Source organism: Nitrospira sp., from assembly GCA_005116745.1.
Taxonomy (GTDB): Bacteria; Nitrospirota; Nitrospiria; order Nitrospirales; family Nitrospiraceae; genus Nitrospira_D.
Genome location: SWDS01000010.1, coordinates 1 through 21,807, shown reverse-complemented (window position 1 = coordinate 21,807; position 21,807 = coordinate 1). Strand labels below are relative to the sequence as shown.

19 protein-coding genes, 1 tRNA gene and 1 pseudogene are annotated in these 21,807 nt (G+C 55.8%); 1 reads left to right on the top strand and 20 read right to left on the bottom strand.

The annotated features are described in order from the left end of the window. Positions 1-6: 6 nt before the first annotated feature. From E8D52_14905 to E8D52_14840, 14 genes are all read right to left on the bottom strand, one after another. Positions 7-1,905, bottom strand: a complete 1,899-nt coding sequence (locus E8D52_14905; protein TKB65689.1) for a hypothetical protein — start codon at positions 1,903-1,905, stop codon at positions 7-9. Between the two features lie 328 nt (positions 1,906-2,233). Then, the gene (locus tag E8D52_14900) at positions 2,234-2,968 is read right to left on the bottom strand and encodes a hypothetical protein (GenBank protein TKB65688.1); all 735 of its coding nucleotides are present in this window, start codon (positions 2,966-2,968) and stop codon (positions 2,234-2,236) included. Positions 2,969-2,979: 11 nt separating this feature from the next. Further along, positions 2,980-3,420, bottom strand: coding sequence for a flagellar export protein FliJ (gene fliJ, locus E8D52_14895; GenBank protein ID TKB65687.1), 441 nt, complete (start codon positions 3,418-3,420; stop codon positions 2,980-2,982). After that, entirely contained in the window at positions 3,417-4,724 is a 1,308-nt protein-coding gene (locus tag E8D52_14890) for a FliI/YscN family ATPase (protein TKB65686.1), read from the bottom strand. The genes fliJ and E8D52_14890 overlap by 4 nt, the downstream gene beginning before the upstream one ends. After that, positions 4,714-5,724 (bottom strand): response regulator, encoded by a 1,011-nt coding sequence (locus tag E8D52_14885; GenBank protein ID TKB65685.1) that lies wholly within the window; start codon positions 5,722-5,724, stop codon positions 4,714-4,716. Before E8D52_14885 ends, E8D52_14890 begins: the two co-directional genes overlap by 11 nt. Before the next feature lie 14 nt (positions 5,725-5,738). Further along, positions 5,739-6,731, bottom strand: a complete 993-nt coding sequence (gene fliG / locus E8D52_14880) for a flagellar motor switch protein FliG (GenBank protein TKB65684.1) — start codon at positions 6,729-6,731, stop codon at positions 5,739-5,741. 9 nt (positions 6,732-6,740) lie between these two features. Further along, a complete protein-coding gene (gene fliF, locus E8D52_14875; protein TKB65683.1) occupies positions 6,741-8,306 on the bottom strand; it encodes a flagellar M-ring protein FliF in 1,566 nt (521 codons plus the stop codon). 32 nt (positions 8,307-8,338) lie between these two features. Next, the gene (fliE, locus tag E8D52_14870; protein TKB65682.1) at positions 8,339-8,644 is read right to left on the bottom strand and encodes a flagellar hook-basal body complex protein FliE; all 306 of its coding nucleotides are present in this window, start codon (positions 8,642-8,644) and stop codon (positions 8,339-8,341) included. Beyond that, entirely contained in the window at positions 8,644-9,093 is a 450-nt protein-coding gene (flgC, locus tag E8D52_14865) for a flagellar basal body rod protein FlgC (GenBank protein TKB65681.1), read from the bottom strand. The genes fliE and flgC overlap by 1 nt, the downstream gene beginning before the upstream one ends. 70 nt (positions 9,094-9,163) lie before the next feature. Then, complete coding sequence (flgB, locus tag E8D52_14860; GenBank protein TKB65680.1) at positions 9,164-9,574, bottom strand: flagellar basal body rod protein FlgB; 411 nt, start codon at positions 9,572-9,574, stop codon at positions 9,164-9,166. Positions 9,575-9,762: 188 nt separating this feature from the next. Next, complete coding sequence (locus E8D52_14855) at positions 9,763-11,178, bottom strand: sigma-54-dependent Fis family transcriptional regulator (GenBank protein ID TKB65679.1); 1,416 nt, start codon at positions 11,176-11,178, stop codon at positions 9,763-9,765. After that, positions 11,171-12,472 carry a PAS domain-containing protein gene (locus E8D52_14850; protein TKB65678.1) on the bottom strand — a complete coding sequence of 434 codons (1,302 nt, stop codon included), beginning with the start codon at positions 12,470-12,472 and terminating at the stop codon, positions 11,171-11,173. The genes E8D52_14855 and E8D52_14850 overlap by 8 nt, the downstream gene beginning before the upstream one ends. Then, entirely contained in the window at positions 12,469-14,475 is a 2,007-nt protein-coding gene (locus tag E8D52_14845; GenBank protein TKB65677.1) for a tetratricopeptide repeat protein, read from the bottom strand. The genes E8D52_14850 and E8D52_14845 overlap by 4 nt, the downstream gene beginning before the upstream one ends. A gap of 286 nt (positions 14,476-14,761) precedes the next feature. Continuing rightward, positions 14,762-16,213: a sigma-54-dependent Fis family transcriptional regulator gene (locus tag E8D52_14840; GenBank protein TKB65676.1), complete on the bottom strand. Its 1,452-nt coding sequence runs from the start codon at positions 16,211-16,213 to the stop codon at positions 14,762-14,764. Positions 16,214-16,388: 175 nt separating this feature from the next. Here E8D52_14840 and E8D52_14835 point away from each other — a divergent pair. After that, positions 16,389-16,464: transfer RNA gene (locus E8D52_14835), tRNA-Thr, on the top strand. A gap of 157 nt (positions 16,465-16,621) precedes the next feature. Here E8D52_14835 and E8D52_14830 read toward each other — a convergent pair. The 6 genes and pseudogenes from E8D52_14830 to E8D52_14805 form a co-directional block, all read right to left on the bottom strand. Continuing rightward, a pseudogene (locus E8D52_14830) lies at positions 16,622-17,668 on the bottom strand (site-specific integrase). A 9-nt stretch (positions 17,669-17,677) separates the two neighbouring features. Then, positions 17,678-17,860, bottom strand: a complete 183-nt coding sequence (locus tag E8D52_14825; GenBank protein TKB65675.1) for a helix-turn-helix transcriptional regulator — start codon at positions 17,858-17,860, stop codon at positions 17,678-17,680. 56 nt (positions 17,861-17,916) lie between these two features. Beyond that, positions 17,917-18,246: a helix-turn-helix domain-containing protein gene (locus E8D52_14820; protein TKB65674.1), complete on the bottom strand. Its 330-nt coding sequence runs from the start codon at positions 18,244-18,246 to the stop codon at positions 17,917-17,919. Positions 18,247-18,459: 213 nt separating this feature from the next. After that, complete coding sequence (locus E8D52_14815; protein ID TKB65673.1) at positions 18,460-19,968, bottom strand: hypothetical protein; 1,509 nt, start codon at positions 19,966-19,968, stop codon at positions 18,460-18,462. 158 nt (positions 19,969-20,126) lie between these two features. Continuing rightward, on the bottom strand, positions 20,127-20,489 hold the full coding sequence (locus E8D52_14810) for a hypothetical protein (protein TKB65672.1): 363 nt from the start codon (positions 20,487-20,489) through the stop codon (positions 20,127-20,129). Positions 20,490-21,170: 681 nt separating this feature from the next. Then, positions 21,171-21,578 carry a hypothetical protein gene (locus tag E8D52_14805; GenBank protein TKB65671.1) on the bottom strand — a complete coding sequence of 136 codons (408 nt, stop codon included), beginning with the start codon at positions 21,576-21,578 and terminating at the stop codon, positions 21,171-21,173. Between the last annotated feature and the right edge of the window lie 229 nt (positions 21,579-21,807).

The following is a 21,807-nucleotide window of genomic DNA, read 5'->3' as shown; positions in this document are numbered from 1 at the left end:
TCTGAGCTACGCCACGACATTCAAGAGGCCATGGGGCGATGTGCGTGGAGCATCCTGTCGGTCTGGACTCTGCCCCCACGGCGTTCCCGTCGATCCCTGATGCCGACTGTGTCCCTGTTCCGGAGACGAGTCCTGCTGGAACGAACGACCGGCACTCTGCCGATCGATGTCCACACGGAATTGTCCCATGTCCAACCCGTTGGCCTGCAACGCAGCTTGCAGGCGATCTTGTCCGTTGACGAACACTTGTCCCACCTCAAGTCTGTCAGCTGACAAATAGGTATGCACCATATCGTTCGTCATCGCCACGCGTATATTCACATGCCCCAAGTCAGGCTGTGCCACATCAAGCACGACCGATCGTGTCATGAACCGCATCGACGACTCAGCCGTCTCCTGAGAAGGTATGGCTGGTTGCGCCGGACTCATCGCAGTGGGAGGGGGGGGAGAGAGTGGACTGGAGACGACACGCCCATGAGCACCAGCCATCATCGACTCTGTCGCCTGTCCATCAGAGACTGGGCGATCACTGACGGTTGCCTGTGGTAACTTAATCTCGCTCTGATCGCGCTGAAGCTCCTGTCGATCACCCCAGAGCTCACGGAACCCCTCGGTCCCATCAACACTCGCACGCTGTCCCTGTTGGCCCCCCCCCGACGTCCTCACTCCGCTATCCTGAGCATCCTGAAGAGATTGCGCATACCCGTGCATCTGAACTGGATTGGAGCGATCGGCCGAGACCTCATCGCGCATCATGGGATTAGGCTTAGGGGATTCCAACTTGCCATCCGGCAACCGCACCCCCAGAGAGGTAGGGGAAACCTGACGCACAATCGTCTCGGGCTGAGGAAGAGCCGAACTGGGCTGCAACTCCACAGACGCTGGACGAGTGTCCACACGATTCGCTGTCTCAAGACCGACATCATCCGCAACCATAGAGGAAGCGGGCTTGACGACTTGAGCCTTGTGCGAATCACTGCTACGAGCAACCACCTGAGTGTCTGGTTCAGGAGCAGATCGATCAAGCGGAGAGTTCCGTTCATGCTCAGGCCGAGCATGGCCTGCCGGCAGATCAGATACCGCCACAGCAGAATTCGTAGCCCTCGGCGCTATCAGCGGAGACGGTGAACCACCGTCGCCTGACTTGGCGTTCCGCTCAGCCCCGTGATCCTGCTCAGCTAAATCTCCCTCGCCTTCCGTATCAACATTCCTCTGATCATTCGCCGGATCCACTTCCTGAGGTGGAACCGGGGAGACGAACATCACCAGCGCTTGTCCTTGAGCATCAAGACCAGACTGGCCCGGGTGAGCTGCGACGTCCAAAGTAGTCCTGGAATCTTCAGCGCCCCTCCGTACATCACTACTGGATCCATTTCCATCTTGGACCTGAGCCTCAGACGATGATCCGTTCGCACGCTCGGCCGGAGTTAACGATGGATTCTCCTCACTTCTTTCCGTCGAGTGAGCCCCACGTTCAGACTTGTTCGTCGATCGCGCCTCAGCACGCTCGGCCGGAGTAGCAGACGCATTCTGGGCTTGTGTTTCCCTCGATTGGGCCTCACGTTCAGACTTGTCCGTTGATCTCACCTCAGCACGCTCAGCCTGAGATGATGCAGCATTCTGATCTTTTACTTCCCTCGATCGAGCCTGACGCTCAGCCATGCTCGCTGATCGCGCCTCTGCTGCTTCACGAGCCTCCATCCTCCGTTCGTCCGCACGAGCCCCTTGGAGCTCAGCAGAAAAGCTTTTCCGGCTACCGCTGGAACTGGAAGCCGTCGAGGCTCGAGACGGTCTGACTCCCGTATCAGCAGGAGCTCCGGATGGATGGGGAATCATGTCAGCCAGAGTGAAATCCATATACACCAGTCCTCGTGTGATTCGAGCAAAGGGGAATACAAGCCTCATGCCAGGTGAGCCGCGTGCAACATCGCGGATAATCAGGCTAGTTTTTATGAGCGCCTTGACGGTGTTGTCCGGAGAGAGGAAAACTTTACAGCGTGCTCGGCAAAACTGGCCGAGTCAAATACATGAATGGCTATTTTTGAAGGAGAAGGATCTTTCCAATGGTGAGGAACATTTCGAGCGTAGTCTTCGCGCACTTGCTCCAAACATGCTAATGGCAAGAGCATCTTCCAGCGAGGCGTGAGTGCTAGGCCGAGGACAGGATGGTCGCAAGATAACAGGCACACAGACTGTCTGGCAAACGAGAATTTCTGAGGGCACCGGAGAAGTTCTACGGCGTGTGTGTCAACAACTGCTCCGTGAGCTTCGCAGCTCGGTCGGCTTTGACTTGCGCGAGGATCGCGCCGGCCGTCTTGGCTTTCACCAGCTTGAGGATTTCAATCGCTTTTCGATCGGGCATATGTTCAAGACGCAAGGCGGCGTCCTCAGACGGCATGGATTCGTAGATCTTTGCGAGCTGTGTCCGTTGGTCCTGTACTGCCCCCTTCTTTTCCACAGGGGTTTTGGCTTGTGCTGCTGAAGCTTTGGCTTGCGCGCTCTGGATCTTCTTTTCCAAGGCTTCGTTCTGGTCCAAGAGCTCCTCGATCTGCCCCCTCACCATCATCAGTCGTTCTTCGTTCTGGCGCAGCGCTTGCTCGCGCCGGTCAAGATCGCGCTTTCGCTGTGCCAGCATATCCAGCACTTCACGAGGCACATCTATCGCGGGCCCCCGGACCGCTGGTGGAGCCAACAGCTTCGCACCGTCATCAGACTCCGCTCTTGAACTCTCTGCCTCCTGTGCTTCCGATGGCATACCCTGTGTCAGCCCACTCGTCGTCACCGCCTCCGTTTTGGCCTTCGGTTCGGAGGAGGCTTGTCCCAATTGCACCATGACCCAGAAGAGGACAGTCGAGCCGACGATCCCACCAATCATCGTCACAAACTGGGAGTGCCGGTTTTTTCTCGACTCTATTTTCACGGTACGCCCAAGACTGTCGACACGGAAACGCTCTGCCCAACCTCTCATGGATCCGGTCCTCATGAGTGACTCTCTCGTCGCGTGAAATGTTGGCGACTCGCAGCCTCATCCATCGTCCGTTGTTCCTGACGCGCCGCATCGGCACGTTGCGCTTCCTGGCGCTTGTCGGCGACAAGGTCAAGGAGCTTGCGTTCCTGACTGGCTTCAACGAGACGCGCCTTGGTCTGCTGCCACGCCTCGACAGCTTGAGTAATCTCTCGACGCACTCGGCACAACGCTGCCTGTTGCGAATCTATCCGCCCCTGCCGTTCCAACCACGCTTCAATGGTAAGTCCTTGCGCAGATTGTCGATCGTAGGTAACGACCTCCTCCTGAATTATAGATTCAAGGTCGTGATACCGTTCCTCGCTCTGAGCCAACGTGCGGGCGATCTGTGCCAACTCCATCATCAACGCCTCTACGGTCTGAGCACGCAGTTTCCGCAAGGACTCGAGGCTCATGCTGCCTGCTGGGCCAGCGTCTCAAGTAGCTGCGCCGACGAAGGCAGCCCTGCCGGCTGGTCAACGTCTTGCCGCAAATAATCATTGATCGCGTCCTGCGCTTGAACGGCACGGTCGAGCGCTACGTTCATTCCTGGTTTATAGGCTCCCAACACAACAAGATCCTCGGATTGGCGATATCGTGCCACCAACTCAAGGACCTTTCTGGAGGCATCGTAATGTGGTCGCCCGACGATATCCCGCATCACACGGCTGGTACTCTGGAGGAGATCGATCGCAGGAAAGTGATTGCGGGCGGCCAATGTGCGAGACAAGACAATATGGCCGTCCAGAATCGAGCGCACCGTATCGGCGATGGGGTCACTGAGATCATCGCCATCGACCAGCACGGTATACAATCCGGTAATGGTTCCTGGACCTGGTCCAGTCCCAACACGTTCCAGCAACTTCGGCAAGAGCGTAAACACGGAGGGGGTATAGCCTTTGGTCGTCGGAGGCTCTCCAATCGCTAACCCCACCTCCCTCTGGCTATAGGCCAATCGCGTGAGTGAATCCATCAACAGCAACACCTGTTTTCCCCCGTCACGGAAGTATTCAGCAATGGTTGTCGCGACTAACGCCGCGCGCAGCCGTATGAGCGGGGCTTGGTCGGACGTCGCTACCACCACCACTGAGCGTCTGAGTGCCTCTGCACCCAGATCGCGTTCCAGGAATTCGTTGACCTCACGGCCTCGTTCTCCGATGAGCGCAATGACATTGACATCCGCTTTCGTGTATCGGCTGATCATTCCCAGCAACACACTCTTGCCAACCCCGGAACCGGAAAAGATGCCCATCTTCTGTCCGCGTCCACAGGTCAAAAACCCGTTGATGGCACGCACGCCGAGATCAAGTGGGACGCGTAGACGAGCTCGTTGTAACGGATTCGGTGCGCCAGCATAGAGTGGATACCGCTCCGTAGCCGTCAACGGCCCTTTGCCATCCATTGGATTGCCACAGCCGTCGAGCACTCGTCCTAACAAGCCTGGCCCGACAGCAAGATTGGCCACGTGGCCAGACATGGTAATTCGACTTCGTGGCCCGATCCCATGCATATCGCCCAGTGGCATCAGGAGAACACGATCCCCCCGAAATCCCACAACCTCCGCCGCGATCGGCCCTCCAGCCACCTCTCGCGTGATGCGGCAGAGCTCTCCGACCGTCGTCATCGGCCCATACCCTTCCACGACGATCCCAACTGCTTGCGCCACCCTTCCGGAAACTTCGATGGGGTCGACGCGCTCGATTAGCTGGCTAAGACTCATGCTGCGCCCTGTTCCTTAGGGCATCGCCCAAGCGGAATAACTGTGTATCGAGGGAGGCATCGACTAATCGCGTCGCGGTGTGCAGCAGGCAGCTTCCTCGCTGAAGAGAAGCGACCGGCTCAATGGTGAGTGTCAGTGCGACCTGTTGCCGTCCGATCAGCTCCGCTCGAACGGCTTCAAGAACGGCCGCGTCAGCCGGATGCACTTGTATCACCACGCCATCCGACGCTTGAACGGTGCCGAGTGCTGCCTTGACCTGCATGACGATCTGTTCACGCCGGGACTCGGCCGATTCATGCAGGATCTTAGACACGATCTGCAGCGCGAGCGCGATGACTTCATCGTCGATCGTCTGCTGAAGCACGGAGCGAGCGGCATCAAATCTTCCAACAGCCTCGGTCAAGACCACAAGATCTTGTTGACGTTGCGTGTCCGAATATCGCCGGCCTTCTTCCAGCCCTCGCTCATATTCCGTCGGCCCATCAACGCCTTTCCGTTCGCCCTCATCCCCAAATGTTTGGAAAGGCACACTCTGGATTTGTACCGCGCCGGACCGCACCGCAGCATGTTTCAAGACCGTCTGGTCGGCGCGCAGCCGGTGGAGTTCTAGTAGTCGGCGAACCGTAGCGAGAACAATGTCCGGTTGAAAAGGTTTCGTCAATAAATCGCTGGAACCGGCTCTCATCGCACGGGCGGCAAGTTCCACCGAGGCGGCCTCAGTCATCACAACTCCAATCATGCGATTGTCGATCCGCTGTGCATCTTCCAGAACTGCGATACCATCTCGATCCGGCAAGGAGGCGTCAACGATCAGCAGTGCGGGAGCCTTCTGCTTGACCATTGCAAGCGCCTCCAGTCCTGAGCCCGAGAATCGAATCGACACTCGTTCCGGCTGAAGGAGTTCGTGAAACACGTTTCGGACCCCTTCGTCGGCATCAACAATCAGGACCGTCGCTTGAAAGCGCGACACGCTTCGCTCGGAACTGGCCACTGCCGGCATGGTTCCCCTCGTCACTACAGCATCTCCTCCCCTGCGCCTGAGATGACGATGCGGTTCTCTTCTTCCAGCTTGCGGCAGACTTTCAGAATATTCTGCTGGGCTCTCTCGACATCGGACACCTTCACCGGCCCTTTTGCCTCCATATCTTCCTTCAACATTTCTGCGGCACGGCTCGACATATTCTTGAAGAATTTCTCCTTCAGCTCAGGATTGGCACCACGAAGAGCGAGCGGAAGGTCGTCCTTGCTGATCTCTTTCATCAATTCCTGCAAGCCGCGATCATCGATCTTCCCCAGGTCATCGAAGACAAACATGAGCGCCCGAATCGCGTCCGCCAACGGCTGGCTCTTCTCCGCGATCTTGGCCATAATGCCCCCCTCATTGGTCTTATCCATGCGCGTCAAGATGTTGGCCATCACCTCAGCCCCACCGAGGCTCTGCGACCCCAGTCCCGTACTGGCCAAGAGTGTCTCTTGTATGCTCAGGCTGAGCTCTTCCAAGACATCTGGCTGCACCTCCTCCATGGTGGCCAACCGAATCGCCACGTCTCCACGTAGCGCCTCAGGAAATCCTGCAAGCACTTGCCCAGCTTGTTCGCTCTCAAGATGCGCCAGCACGACCGCCACGGTTTGTGCATGCTCGATCTTCAACATTTGGACAAGCGTTTTCACATCGACCCACTTCATCGCGTCCAGCCCCGGATAGCTTTTCCGAGTCATCGATTCGATGACCCGCGCCGCCTTTTCTGGGCCCAACGCCTTGATAAGGACGCTCCTGATAAACTCTTTTCCCTGGAACTGAACGTCGCCGGACGCGCTGGCAGTCTGGAAATCCGAGATGACGGCATCTTCCTCATCCCGCGAAATCTGAGCCGTGCCACTCATAAATGTTCCCAGCCGCTTAATTTCTTTGGGGTCAAGTTGTTTCATAACCTGGGCAGCTGATTCTTCTCCAATCGCACGAAGGAGAATGGCTGCCTTTTGTTCGCCCGTCAGAGTCTTTGCCATAGTCACATATTATGAAGGATTCTTGAGCCACTGCTTCACGACCACCGCCGTCGTGTCGGGATTCTTTCTCGCCATGTCGATGATTTGAGCTCGATCCGGTGCATGCGTCAATGAGCCTTGCGCCATGGCCTGAGCCCCAGGTAACCCCGAGACCATCGCGTCGGTCTGCATCTGCTCCGTCGTTGAACCCAACATGGCCAATAGCGGACGGACCACGAACAAGAGAATCACCGCAAACAATAAGATCCCGACACCATAACGAAGATACGGCAACCATGGCTTTGGCCCCTCGGCCACGACGTCTGCTGTTGCACCTTGCAGCTCTTCCGGTTCGGTGCCGAATTGCACGTTCACGACCTGAACCTGATCCTGCCGCTCGGGCGAAAAGCCCATCGCTTTCTTGACGATGTCCTCAATCCGCTTGAGATCTTCTTCCGAACGTGGGATGTATTTGCGTGCGGCAGCCGGCGTCTCCGTCGACTGCCCATCACCGGTTTTAGCAGTTTCATAGATCCCATCGACCAGCACAGCCACGGATAATTGTTTGATGACGCCTACGGGCTCAGTAATTTTTGACACGGTTCGACTGATCTCGTAGTTGACTGTTTCATTTTTCGTCTGACTATTGTTCGAACTAGTTTGCGGGAGCTCCTGATCTGTTCCAGGCGGAACGTTTGACTGGACACCCGGTACACCGCCGCTGACGCCGTTGGTGCCATTCGCCTTTTCTTGCCCGCGTTGTTCGCTCCTCACGACCTGGCTGTTCGGATCATAGCGCTCTTCGGTGGTTTCCACCTTGCGAAAGTCCACGACGCTGGACACACGCACCACGGCTTTATTGGAACCGACAATCCGCTCGAGCATCGTCTGGATACGCGTTTCGACATCTTTTTCAATGCTCCGCTGATATTCGAGCTGGGTATTCGATAACCCGGCGGTCTCCTCCGTCATGGTGGACGACAGCATACGGCCATGCCCATCTACCACGGTCACATCGCGAGCCTGCAAGCCCTCCACGCTGCTGGACACCAAATGGATGACCCCTTGCACCTGCGCCTGAGCGAGCTGTTGGCCATTGCGCAGTGACACGATCACGGACGCACGCGCTTTCTCCTGTTCGTTGGCGAAGAGTCGCCGTTCAGGAAGCGCCAGATGAACCCGCGCCCGTTCGACTTCCGGCAGCTGCGCGATGGTTCTTGCCAACTCGCCCTGTAAGGCGCGCCGATAGTTGAGCTTCTGCACGAATTCGGACATGCCGATCGACGTACGATCGAAAATCTCGAAGCCGACCCCACCTCCATGGGGAAGCCCTTGAGTCGCAAGTTGCAATCGGAGATCGTGGACTTGGGCGCTAGGAACCAGCACCGTCGCTCCACCACCGGTTGTTTCATATGGTACTTTCGTCTCTTTCAACTTATCGATGATCGCAGCCGCGTCTTCGCCGCCAAGATTGGTGAACAACACCTGCATATCAGGCTGCTGCGTCCAGAGTGTGAGCGCGATGAGGCCCGCCACCGACCCCGCCAGGGCAATGAGAATGATCATCCGTTGATTGATGGAAAACTTGGAAAACATTCTACCCACGCTCCTTCATCGGGCCTGACCGCTTACACTTGCATCCGTTGAATCTCTTCATAGGCCGTGACCAGTTTGTTCCGGATTTGCATCATCAATTGGAACGACACGTCTGCTTGCTGCAACGCGACCATCGTACGGTGAAGGTCCTGCGTCTCGCCTGTCATAAGATCACCTACCGCTCGGCCGGCTTCCATTTGCGTGTCGTTGACCTTTCCGATTGCGGATTTGAGCGAATCCATGAACCCCGAGGCACCTGCCGTTCCGGCCGACCCGCCTGAGGCCACATCGGGAATCGGAGTGATACCTGATGTTGGACCGTAAATCGGATTCATCATTACCTCCCAATTTCCAGTGCCTTGTTCCACATGGCACGTGTTGCGTTGATGGCTTGAACGTTCGCTTCGTACGCACGTGACGCGCCCATCATATTCACCATTTCTTCCATGACATTCACATTGGGAAGACGCACAAACCCTTTGGAATCGGCATCCGGATGATGAGGGTCATAGATGAGTTGACCTGGTTTGGAATCTTCCACCACTCGAGCGACGGAGACCCCTTCGAGCGCATGTGCCGACGGCCCAACGGCGATTTGTCGAAACGTCCCATGAAATGCGCTTGGCACCGCTGTTGAGCGAAAGACGACATCCCGCCGCTTGTACGGACCCCCAGTCGGTGTTTTCGTTGATTGGGCGTTCGCAAGATTGCTCGCAATGACATTGAGTCGCCGCCGTTGGGCGTCTAAACCGGATACCGATACAGCCATACTGTCGGACATTTCCATGATGAACCTCCTCTATCAAGCGTCAACCGTCAACCGCATGCCGATGTCGGCGATTCGAGCGGGCTAAGCGTTATCTCCCTTCTCGAATTACATTCAACAATCCGTGAAACTTCTTGGCCAGTAGCGTGGCCGCTGTGTTGTACTGCATGGCGTTCTCGGACAATTTGGCCATCTCCAGTTCAAGATTGACGGAGTTGGCATCAAGCGGCAGATCGCCGGCAGGAACTTCACCGATTTTTCCCGCCACGGCCTGTACACCCTGCGGCCCATGCATGCCGAAATGTCGAGACTGAGTCGCCGCCATGACGATTGGCAGGCGCCCCTTGTGGGCCGACTGCAATTGGTCCAGAAAGGTCAATTCGGATGCGCGATAGCCCGGCGTTTCTTCATTGGCTAGATTTGAGGTGATCACACGCTGTCGTGCGCTGCGAAGATCCAAACTCCGCTGTAGCAGTCGCATGGTCTTGTCAAAGATTGTCATGCCTCTAGACTCCTTTCCATCCCCGGCACGGTATCATTGCAACCATAATGCCTGCCCGAATGCCGGAGTGAGAGCCCGGGACGTAGCCTCCTACAACGCCCATTGGTTTTCTCACCCCTCGCCTATGATCCTCCGTTTGATTCTTGCCGCCATCGCACAAACTTGCCGGTCGGCAATTCTTGCCGCTCTTATGGTCCTCCGGTAATCGAACAGGGTCGTTCACCTTCTCGATACTCTCGCAGCTTATTTCGTAACGTACGAATGCTGATCCCCAACTCTTTCGCCGCATGCGTACGATTCTCCTTCACACGTGCCAATGTCTTAAAAATGAGCTCTCGTTCCATTTCCCACAACGATCCATTAGCCGGTTGTTGCGGATGGGCAGACTGGACTCGCTGTTCTCCGTTCAGTTCAGGCGGACAGTGTTCGGGAAGGATAGGACCAGGCCCTGCCAGCAACACCCCCCGTTCCATGACATTCTCTAATTCACGGACATTTCCCTTCCATGCCAGCCGTTGTAAGTGCGCACACGCGCTATCAGACAATGCCGGTGGCGTGAGACCGTTCCTCGTGGCCGACTGACTCACAAAATGACGCGCGAGCAATGGAATATCGATCGTACGTTCACGGAGCGGTGGAACGGTGACCGGAAAGACGTTCAGACGATAGTAGAGATCCTCTCGGAAACGTCCTTGCTCAACTTCCCGATAGAGCGCTCGATTGGTCGTCGCGATCACCCGTATATTGACTGACACAGGGTCGCGCCCCCCGATCCGATCGACTTCGCGCTCCTGTAAGACACGCAGTAACTTGGCCTGCAAACTCAGGTTCATTTCACTGATTTCGTCCAGGAGCAATGTGCCCATATGCGCCATCTCAAACTTGCCGATTTTTTTGATCACCGCCCCAGTGAACGCACCACGCTCGTGGCCAAAGAGCTCACTCTCGAGGAGCCCATCCGGTAGTGCCGCACAATTCACCGCGATGAACGGGCGATGCGCCCGCGGGCTTCGATTATGGATAAACCTGGCTAATAGCTCTTTTCCGGTGCCACTCTCTCCTTGGATCAAGACTGTGGCCTGACTAGACGCGACCCCTTCGATCGTGCTTAAGAGCCTGATCATGCCTGGGTCCTGGCTTAGCAGAGCCCGGTTTTCCGTTGGGTGAGAAGGGTGACCCGTGATGGTCCTTACGTCTCGTCCCGACTTGAGATTCACGATGACTCGCTCCAGCAAGTCCATGGAAAACGGTTTCAAGAGATACTCGCTGGCGCCCAACTTCATGGCCTCGACAGCGGTCTCTATGGCCCCATACGCCGTCATCAGAACGATCGTCGCATGAGGCGCGCGCGCCTTGACTTCCTTAATCAATTCGAGCCCATTCAGACGCGGCATCTTGAGATCGGTCAGCACCATCCATGGGCGAAAATGGGGAATCCGTTCAATGGCATCCATGCCATCGACTGCCCCTTGTACGGAATAGCCGAGTCGCTTGACCGTCTCCATCAGTGCCGTTCGCATCGATGAGTCATCATCGACGATGAGAATGCGCTCGCGCTCGTCACCAGTGTCAGAAAGAGGGTTACTCTTCTCGGGGTCATTCATGAGACCACTCCTCCACTAACGCCATCGTGTGCTCACTCGGGTAGGATTGACTCGATTCCAGCTCGTTCCGAATTGGAGTCTGCACCGCATGGGGATCTCCACCGATTGCTGGATGAGGCAGAATAATGGAGCATGCGGTGCCCTGCCCGACTGTACTGTCGACATCAATCCGTCCCTGGTGCGCATCCACAATTGAATAGACAATCGCCAGACCAAGGCCGGTCCCGTCATCTTTCGTCGAGAAGAACGGATCGAATATGCGTGACTGATGGGCCGGAGGGATGCCAATCCCAGAATCCAGGACAGTGAGTCGAACAGCGGGTAGACCAAGTGTCCGCGACGGCTCCTGGCAAAGACTGATCGCCAGAACCCCTCCATTTGGCATCGCCTGCACTGCGTTCACCACCAGATTCACGAGCACTTGTTTCAACTGGCCATCGTGACACCACATCGAATGAATGTCTGGACTGATCTCCACTCGGATGTCCACCGGCACTTTGGTAATCGCATGGGCCGCCAACTTGATCGATTCGCCGATCAATGCTTCGGCTAAGTGCCAGCCACGAGCCAAGTGAACCGGCCGCGTATACAGCAACAGATTGGTCAGTAAGCGATCCATCGACTGGACGGCCTCCGAGATTTGTTGCGCGTAGCGTTTGCCGGACGACTGCTCGCCGAGATCTCGCTGCAGCATGGACGCGAAGAGCTCGACGCTGCCCAATGGATTTCTGATCTCATGGGCGATCCGACCGATCAGCTCTCCCATGGCCGCCAGTCGTTCCTTGCGCTGCAACTGTTCTTCCAGTTGATAAATACGCGTGACGTCCTGAAACAGGATGAGGTGTCCGGAGTGCGCTCCGGAATCGTTGTGAAGTGGAACCTGGCTAATGGAGACGACGGCCTGACCGATGCGTTGAGGCCGATCACACACGCCAAGACCAGCACCCGCCAATAAGTCAGACGCACGACGGTTCCGCAGTTCGTCATCTGTCACGCCAAGGAGCGCCTCGGCGGCGCGATTGCTGCGAGTGATCATTTCGCAGTCGTCCATCACCAAGACCCCCATAGACAAGGACTCAAGAATCCCGTCCAGATGGACACGCATGGCCTCGTTGTCACACAGCTGACGGCGGAGCGCCTCGTTGCTCTGTGCCAACTCCAGATCCATCTGCTCCACACGTGTCGTCAACGCACTGTATGACTGCTGCAACGTGTGAGCCGCCTCATCAAAACTTCTGAAGGCGGCTTGCAGCAGCGCCTGTTCTTCCGGATGTTTGGTCATAGCACTCGTCATAGCCCCTCCTGCTTCCTCGAATGACTGACCGCTCGCACACTTGTTTTCAGGGACGCTGAAAGGCGATTGATGATTGGATCGTCCATGCCATCGAGCTCGGCCAGCGCCACAATGGCGCGATCATATTGCTTCAATGCCGCCCAATGATTGGCTGTTTGCAGCCGTGCCCAATCGGCGTGAGACACATTTGGTTTCTTGGCCAGCACTAATTGATAGGCTGTAATAGCCCGCTCATGTCGATTCAATCGAGATAACGTATCGGCATAGGAGACAAGCGTAGTGGATGCTTGCACCGCGCCGGCCTTGAAGGCCTCTTCATAGGCCAGGGCAGACTCATCCAGCTTATCCAGTTCTCCCAGTGTCTTGGCTAACTCGACATACATCGCTGGTCGTTCTGGATGAACCGGGTGGCGCAACAACCACATCCGGCACAGGTGGAGAAGCCCTTGCAGATCCCGCTGTTGCCTCATGGTCTCAATCAAAAGATGCAGCACCTCCGCGTTGTATTTACCGATAGGGAATTGAAACCGGTATCGCTCCAGCACTTTTCTGGCGGCCTCAGGATCTCGCTGATCCAGATAGATCCCTCCAAGTCCGATCAAAGCCGTTTCGAGTAACACCGATTCATTGTGTGATTTAAGAATCTGCTGATACAGCCGCACGGCTTCCGGTGAAAAGCCAAGACGCCGATGGGATTCCGCGATGTTCAGCAACAGAGGGGAACGCCCATACTGCTGTTCGGCCATGGCTCCCTGCCTGTGAAAGAGACTGACAACCGTCAGATCGTCGCGCGATGCGATCGCCGCCTCGATCCAGGGTGTCAACAGAGCAGACAGGCGCTCTGCGGATTTCATGGCCCATAGGTCGTTCTTATTGGTCGCGCGAAGCGTAATCTCCTTGTAGGTTTGAAGCGCACGATTCGTGTCTCCTGCGTGTTCATACCCCTTCCCAAGGTAATATCGGGCCTCGCTGCCCATTGGATTGCTCCCCTCTCGAGTCGCAATCTCTTCCAGCAGCGATCGGTAGGAGGCATCGGTCTGGTCCGGAACCGGCACGCCGTGGATCATGGCGCTGACTGTGAGCCCGATCGCATTGCTTCCAGCCGGCAACATGGTCTCTGCGCGGAGTGCGGCCAGCCGCAGTTTGGCCGTTGTACCCGACTCGTTGTACGGATAGAGCACAGGGATCAGCGCATAGACAAACTCGGCGAGCATCGGTTTGGCACCTGCCCGCAACCCTTCAGCCACATGCAGCAGGGCCGCAGGCGCATACTCATGGCGGGGATAGAGATTGTAAAAGAGCAACATGAGTTCTCGTGCAGAGACCTCCTGGTGTAGTTTCACCTGCGTGACAGCATACCGCTGAAGCGACAGCGGGTCGCCTCGTAGGAGGTGCGGCCATCGCTGATAACTGAGGTGGTAGATCGGCTGCGCTTCAGAAAATCGTTGCTCTCTGAACAGTGCATGGGCCAATCCCAACGTCGCTCCTTGGAGCAACTGCTCGTCCTCACTTCGCTTTCGCACATTGGCAAATGCGTGCTCGGCATCACTCCATTTCCCCATGGCCATGAACGTATACCCAAGACCGAGCAACGCCCGATTACTATCGAAGGGAAGATTGACGGAATGGGCCATCGCGTTCTCGTAAAATGCTTGTGCTTCTTGAAACGCACCTTGCTCGAAATACAAATCCGCGATCCGCCATTCTGCCCTCCGAGCGTTCGGCGACTGCGGATAATCCCGAAGCAGCGTTTTGTACTCCTGAATCGCCTCGGATCGGGTTTTCCCCGAGACCTCATCCTGCAACAAGAGCTCGACCAAGAAGGCTTTCGCCGATGGGGCAAGCGGGCTTTCAGGATGTTCCTTGACGATTTTCCCAAAGAACCGTTGCGCCTCCGGCCAGGCGTTCTTCCGATACGCAGACTGGCCTTCTTGCCAAGCGAGTCCCTCAATGCCCGACGATTGGCCTTCTTGACGAGGCCCGTCATCAGGCAAAGGTTGCACAAGTCCCTCAATCGGTACCGGGTTCCGTATCGACGTTGCTTGTTCGGTGACCGCGGTGGGTGAGGGAGTCGGCTGCGAGGGAACCGCCCCAATTGCCAGCGAAGAGCACGCGGTCCAAGCGGCAATCGAGAAGATGAGTTGGCAATATCGTAAATAGTATCGATACACGGCGATAGGGCATCAGCAAAGCTCATGCCCTGGAGACAGTTCGAAAACTCTCATGAAATCAGATGAGTTATCGAGGCAAATCGAGAACTTGGATAGATCGCGTCAGGATTGGCATCGGCTAGGTCGATAGGTCGTCAATCTTTTGACTGGAAGAGCGTGGCCAGAGCGGGAGGGTTTCCAATTGAGATCGTGGATCCACCCCTTTACGTTTCAGCTTTTCAACCAACGTCGTCCGGTTCAAGTGGAGCAACTGCGCTGCCCGCGAGGTGACGCCATTAGCTTTCCGCAGGGCTTCCATGATGAGATGTTTTTCGTACTGTTCAACCTCTCTGGAAAGATTGATGCCGTCCTCACTGAACCGGATGAACTGCTCCTTGAGCTCAGGGACCGGCGGCCTCCGACAGATTTTCTCAGGTAAATCTCCAACGGACAGGACGCCCTGCTTCTTCAGCACGACCAATCGCTCGATCATGTTCTCTAATTCCCGAATGTTGCCAGGCCAGTCGTACTCGGTCAACATGTGCAGCACATCGGGAGCAAGGCCTGACACCTGCGTGTGCTTGGTCTGATTGAAGCGAGTCAGGAAATGGTCGATCAGGAGCGGAATATCGCTCCGGCGTTCTCGTAGAGGGGGAATCACGATAGGGATCACATTGAGCCGATAGAATAGATCTTTACGAAATCGCTTTTCTTCAACCAGCGTTTCCAAATCCTGATTCGTCGCGGCAATAATCCGCACATCCACATGAATCGTCCGATTTCCGCCGACGCGTTCAAATTCCCGTTCTTGTAACACTCGAAGAATTTTCACTTGTAAGGGCAAGCTCATTTCGCCGATTTCATCGAGGAAGATGGTCCCCCCGTTTGCCAGTTCAAAACGTCCCATTCGCGAGTGCGTGGCTCCTGTGAACGCGCCTTTTTCATGCCCAAAGAGTTCCGACTCCAACAAATTTTCAGGGATCGCGCCACAGTTCACCGGGACCAACGGACGATCCTTGCGAAGACTATTGAAGTGGAGCATCCGCGCCACCAACTCCTTGCCGGTACCGCTTTCGCCTTGAATCATCACCGTGCTATCGCTGTCGGCGACTTTGTGGACAAACTCCATCACCTGTTGGATCGGCTCGCTGGCGCCCACCAGATGTTCAAGTCGATATTGATCGCGTACGGCCTTCCGCAAGAGATGGTTTTCTTGTCGAAGCCGAAGGAACTCTGCCGCCTTCCGAACCACCACGGCCACAGTTTCAAGGTCAAACGGCTTGGTGATGAAGTCAAATGCGCCAGACTTCATGGCCCGGACCGCGGTTTCAATCGTACCGAATCCGGTCATCATGATGGGAATGATCTTTGCGTCGAGCTTCGCCAGGCGATCGATGATCTCAAGTCCATCGATATCGGGCAGCTGAAAATCAGTGATCACGATGTGAATCACCGAGTCCTTCACCGCCTGGATTGCCGCCGCACCGTCCTCGGCTGTAGAGACGCAATACTCCTCCTGCCTCAGGACTTCCTGCAGAACATCCCGGACGGCAGGGTCGTCATCGACAACGAGCACGTGGGCTTGACTCATAGGTGATACCATTTGGAATACGAACCTCGATGCGGGGTTAGAATAATGACCCATGGTATCTAATGCAAGTTATATCAGTTACTTGGCTGCGATCTGATGGGTGGGAGACTTCTTGACAGATTCTCCAGCCCATTGGTACTGTGCGATGCGACGTGTGGACTCAATTCGCAAGCAGGCTGGCGTAGCTCAATCGGCAGAGCAGCGGTTTTGTAAACCGCAGGTTGGAGGTTCGATTCCTCTCGCCAGCTCCATACTTCCCGCTGACATTCCAACAAGTTCAGGGTCTTCATCACTAGTCGGTAATTGAGCGGCTTCGATGAGTGTGCCCGCCAGTGTGCCCATACTCATTTGTTTTTCTCGCTCGAAGTAGTCAGACAGGCTTTTTGCGGCTCTCGCCAGGTCAGTTTCATTTACGATGTTGTATCGATCAAAAACCGAACGGGTCTTGTGTCCTGAGATAGCCATAGCAATCTTCTCAGGTATCCCCGCCCTCACCATGTTCCGAACCGCAGTTCGGCGGAAGTCGTGAGGGATAGGCCCCTTCCAAACCAGTTCACCTGTCTCCTCATCCTTGACCATCGTACCTAATCCGACACGCTGACAAGCGTTACGCCAGGAATGCTTTAGGCTTTCAAGCCGTATCCCTCCCCTATGGCAAATCCACTGGCAGGACGGCCATTTCTTCTCACAGTGCCCCTTCCAGGCGGATAGAACCTTCAGCAAGTCGCCAGTGAGATATAGAATTCTTGGAGTATTCGTTTTTGTCTCCTGTGCCCGAAGGTACAGCTTCCCCTCAGTCCAATTGATCTGCTTCCATTCGAGTGAACATACTTCCCCCATCCGCATGCCGCTATAGTAGGCCAACGTCACGGCAACCTTGGCATAGTCGGGCAATGCACCTCTCAAGGCCAGAAAGTCCTCATGCTCCAGAAATCCTGAACGAACGTTGTGTTCTTCAAGCATGGGAATATGGGGAATACGCGCTACCTTCGGCGGGGTCTGCTGATGAGCCAGCTTGAACATTCGTTTCAAGCATCCAAGCTCACGGTTGATCGTTCCGTTTGCGGCCCCCTGTTCTCGCCGCTTTGCGATGTATGCCGTAATCTTGTCTGTTGTGATGGCCCTCGCTCTCATCTGGCCGAACGAGGTAGACAAATGCGTAATGTAGTCATTGAGCCGCCGTGATGATTTCCGTTCGTTCAACGTATAGTCTTGCTTGATTCCCTGTACAAGATCCTCAAACTTCGTCCGCTCGACCTGTGGCCCTTGATAGAGCCCCTCAGAAACCTTGCCTTCCTTCTCCTTCAATCGGCGGCGAGCTTCTGTTCTATCAGTGGTCCCAGTGCTTTCACGAATGGGGCGGCCATTGTCATAAAACTTGATCCACCAGGGCCCCTGCGCTACGAGAAGACCGGTGACTGAATCACGCTTCTTTCGCCGATACAGCATGCCCATAGTGCCTCCTTACTCGTCTATCAGCTCCCCTACGGTGACCCTTAAGGCCTTGGCCAAACGTCTGAGCGTACTCAGTGAGGGGTCCGCCTTCCCGTTCTCCACATTGCACAGGTACGGATACCCCATCTTGGCCTTGGCCGCCAGTGCTCGGAGCGACAGCCCTTGCTCCTCTCGAATAGCTTTGATCTTCATGTTATCGTATCAGATAACACCTACTCTGTCCCCTTGTCAAGCCGACGATCAGCGTATCACCCTGACTCCTCCCGTACTTTGTTCTGTTCGATGAACTCATCCAAGTCCCGGATATCCAGATGCACGCGACCTCCGGCACGAACCTGGGGTAATGCCCCCGCCCATACTAATCGCCTCACAGACCACGAGGACCGGCCAAGGTAGTGACCGGCCTCAGTAATGGAATAGAGCCGCTTATAGCCTTCTGGCCTGGTTGCTCTGTGCTTCACAGACGCCCCCCGCTTAGGCTTTACCATGGCCTGTGGCGGAGCTTCTTGTTGTATCTCAACGAACGAGACAGTTGCGGGGTCCCTATCTCGTTCGGTATGAGAGACGACTTCAGCCATGATGTGACCTACTGTGACTCGCTCAGGTGTTCAGGGATAACTACTGAACCCACGTGATGCCGTCGCCCTCGCTCACTCCCCACACAGGGCAACTCTCGCGTCCGAAGGCGGTGAATAGTGAACGAGCTATCACCGTAGCAGGTGCCTAATTCAGGTGCATTGATATAACGGTCTATCTGTGCGTGTTCTGTGTTGTCCATTGTGCACCCCCTCTTACACACCCTCTGGCTGTATCTCGTCATTGTTGCGTGAAGCTGAGGTCGCCGCCTCACTCCCCAAAGCTGCCCACTCAAGGCGGGCTCGGGTTGACGGGGTTCCCACTGCCAATAGATGAACCTGGCAATTCTTAGGGGGTGCGTGTGCGTCTCCTCTTCTTTCTTCTCTTTCTGGACTTGTACTAGGTGAAATGGTGCCAGGCTCGCACGCATCCCCGGAATTTTGCCAGGTTGTCCCAAGCACGAACTCGCGCCCTGTGCCAGAAACGAACCAGGACCAGTCTGGATGTACGAGTAATGTGGAGGCCTGCCCGTTACCTGGGGTAGTGAATGTCGCCACCCCCAGCCACTCCATCTCCTTCATGCGAGTCTCTGCCGTGTGGCGACAGACTTTCAGAGCAGTCATGGCTTGCTGCACAGTTAATGGCTTGCCATTCTGCTGAGCGAATGCAATCCACAATGCCCGCCGTTGCCTCGGCAGCGAAGACAAGGCCACTTGAGACACCATGGGAAGGTCGGCCTCTGTCAGGACAGTCCGCCCGTGAACGAGGGCATGACCACAGGCTAAGTTATAGAGAACCGAATTAGCCCGTTTAGGGTCCTCCTTCTCCGGTTTGCTATCTGGTTCATAGGGTGTCCGCATTTGTGCTATTAACATCGCGAACCGCCCGATGCCTTCCAGAACAACTTGAGGATTGTGACTTGATTCCCACTCGACCTGGCGAGGCCCTCTATGGTGCGTGAAGAGGGCAGTCAGAAACGCTCCGGTGACACTTTTACATTCTTGTAATTTCACTGCATATGAAATGCCCTGATGAGAGGCAATAAGGTCGTCTAGCGTCTCCTTCGATGTTGAGTGGCCTCCAGTGTCCAAGAGCAGGAAAAACAATCGGCTCCCCAATTGCGCCATCACCTTCCATACCTGCCCGTCAAATGGCGTCGTGGCGCCGATCCATACGAACACGTACTCACCCTCGTACCCGCGTTCTCCATGGGTGCCACTATCAGTCTTCAAGCCTTGGCCATCCAGCACACGGGTTAAAGTAGCAAACCGCCTCGTAAGTTCATCCTGGTCGCCTCGAAAAATCGGCGCCAACTCCGGCGTCAGCAAGACTCGATTCTTGATCTTAGGAAGAAGATCAATTTTCTCCAGTTCACCTCTCGAAGCCTTGGCCGAGTGGCTGACAAATGAGGCAGGCGTGAACCCGTCAGAGCGATAACAGAGCGTTTGACCGTTCCATTGGGCCTCCTCAAACATATTCGTCACCGTTGTTTTGCCTGCTGAGGGAGGCCCCACAATAATCATCGTGACAGGGTTCACATTGTCCTTGAGTAGTAACGTGGCACATGCGGAAAGCGATACTTCCACGGCTGCCCATAGGCTTGGGAAGTGCTTCTGAACCGTGCGACGGACTGTTTTCAGATCGGGGACTGCAATCGCTGTGTTGCCACCAGTCCCGTTCGTAGATCCCGACTGCACCTCATTCCCACTGCTGAATGACTCCATGATGCTCCTCCTTTCGTAAAGGGGTTGATGGTTTATGCCAACAATGCGCGTCACATATGACGCAGACACACCGAGTTCAACCGGCTCATCGAATGTGGACTCTTACACTGGCATCGAATCGCCTCCTCATAGTTAAAGGTTGTGCTCTCGTCTCGTGCCTACTCAGGCAGGGACCAGGGGTCGCCTGTCACGGCAGGCCCCCCACCCGCCTGAAACTTCAGGGTCGCGTCGAATTGTGCCAGTAGCTCATCAAACGTCGGACGGTCCGGCCCTCGGATAACCGTCTCGCGGATCTTGTTGATCCCCGTCACCGACAACAACCGCCGACGGCGCCGGTCCCCTGCCAGCCGGTAGCGGGCGGGGAACATGGCCTTGTGCCGACAGAGGAACTTCTTCAGCGAGGCGTACCGCATCGGAATCAAGGCTGCGGCTACCTTCAAATCAAACAGCGGGTCTACGGAACCCCCAACCCCCGTAAGCGTTGCCCCGCACTTCGGACATGTCGGATCAGCGTATGACATAGCTAGATCTCCCCTCCTTTCCTCATACCTTGGCGGCCTTCAGGGGAACCTGTGTGGGCCACCTCGGCATCATCGGAAGTCATTGAATTGCCTCACGAGTCATGTGTCCTTCCCCCCCCTGCCCCAAGCTCAGCCTTAACCAGGCGTCCACGTCTTGCCCAGGAGGCTTCGTCTAATCGTCTCTCCCAAGCATTATACAGGTCTTAGGGTTTTTACTTATCACAAATGCGCTATTACCGTTGATTCACTTGGTGATGCAACGTGCCGGGCACTGCCCTATCACGGCTGACGGTGGGCCTCCTGGGGCGTGACAATGCAACGCCCTCCCTTACCCAACGAACCGGACGAAGTAAGGGGGGGAGTATTCTCGCGGGGGATTGGCTGGCCTAGGCCGTCTTGCGGGGTCACAACGCGTCTTGAAGCCCGCTACGGTCGCGCTGATTCACAGAACCAGGTCCAGCAAAGAAGCGCATTCTGGCGCAGATGTCGTCATATCGTTCGGTGACGGTGCACCGGCGTGCAGGGAGTGGTCGGCCTAGACACAGATCAGGGTTCGGCTCACCCTAGGTCTGCTCGTAGTCCAGGGCAGGATCACGGGAGAGGATCACCGGTCATGCAAAAGCACCGGCAGCAAGTAGCTGGATCATAATTCGTCTTCAAGGTGGCACCCTGTACCTTCTCCTATTCGGCGACAGTGGTAGCGGTGCAGTCTTTGCTCGCTCCACGCCTCTCCCCATGCGTGCAAGGGTTCAAGGACCTTACGGACGGGGATTCGATCTGGCCTGTGACATGCCAGGTGTCCTTCGCTTGTGGGAACACACGCCTGAACCCGTTCACTCGGCAGTACTCACGCACGGCCTCAGACGTAAGCCATCCTCGGACCTCCCACTCCCCCGCCCTACGAAGCTTGGCCGGATCGTTGAGCGGGATGCCATTTAACATCGCATCCACCACGACCTCTTTTAAGTGGTCCCGTTTACTCAAACAGCCTTTGACCAGTTTCCAATACGGTTCAAACGGTTTGTTGTGCAGGGGTGAACCCGGTGACCGGTCTAGTTTCATGTATTCTTTCGCAGTGATGAGACGCATAAATACTTCTCCTTCAGTTAAGTTATGTAGCTATTATAAATCATATTTGATTGATTAATATAGGCCCACACTGAACATATTGATGGGGAGCACCTCTAGCCTTCTCCATGGTTGACATGCGGGTGTGGGCGGCCTCCAGGTACTTTTAAGGGGTCAGAATCTGTGAGCGTAAGCTGTGGGGGTCCCTCGCCCCCTGTGGATAACTGCATTTTGGGGGTAGGGGGGGGGG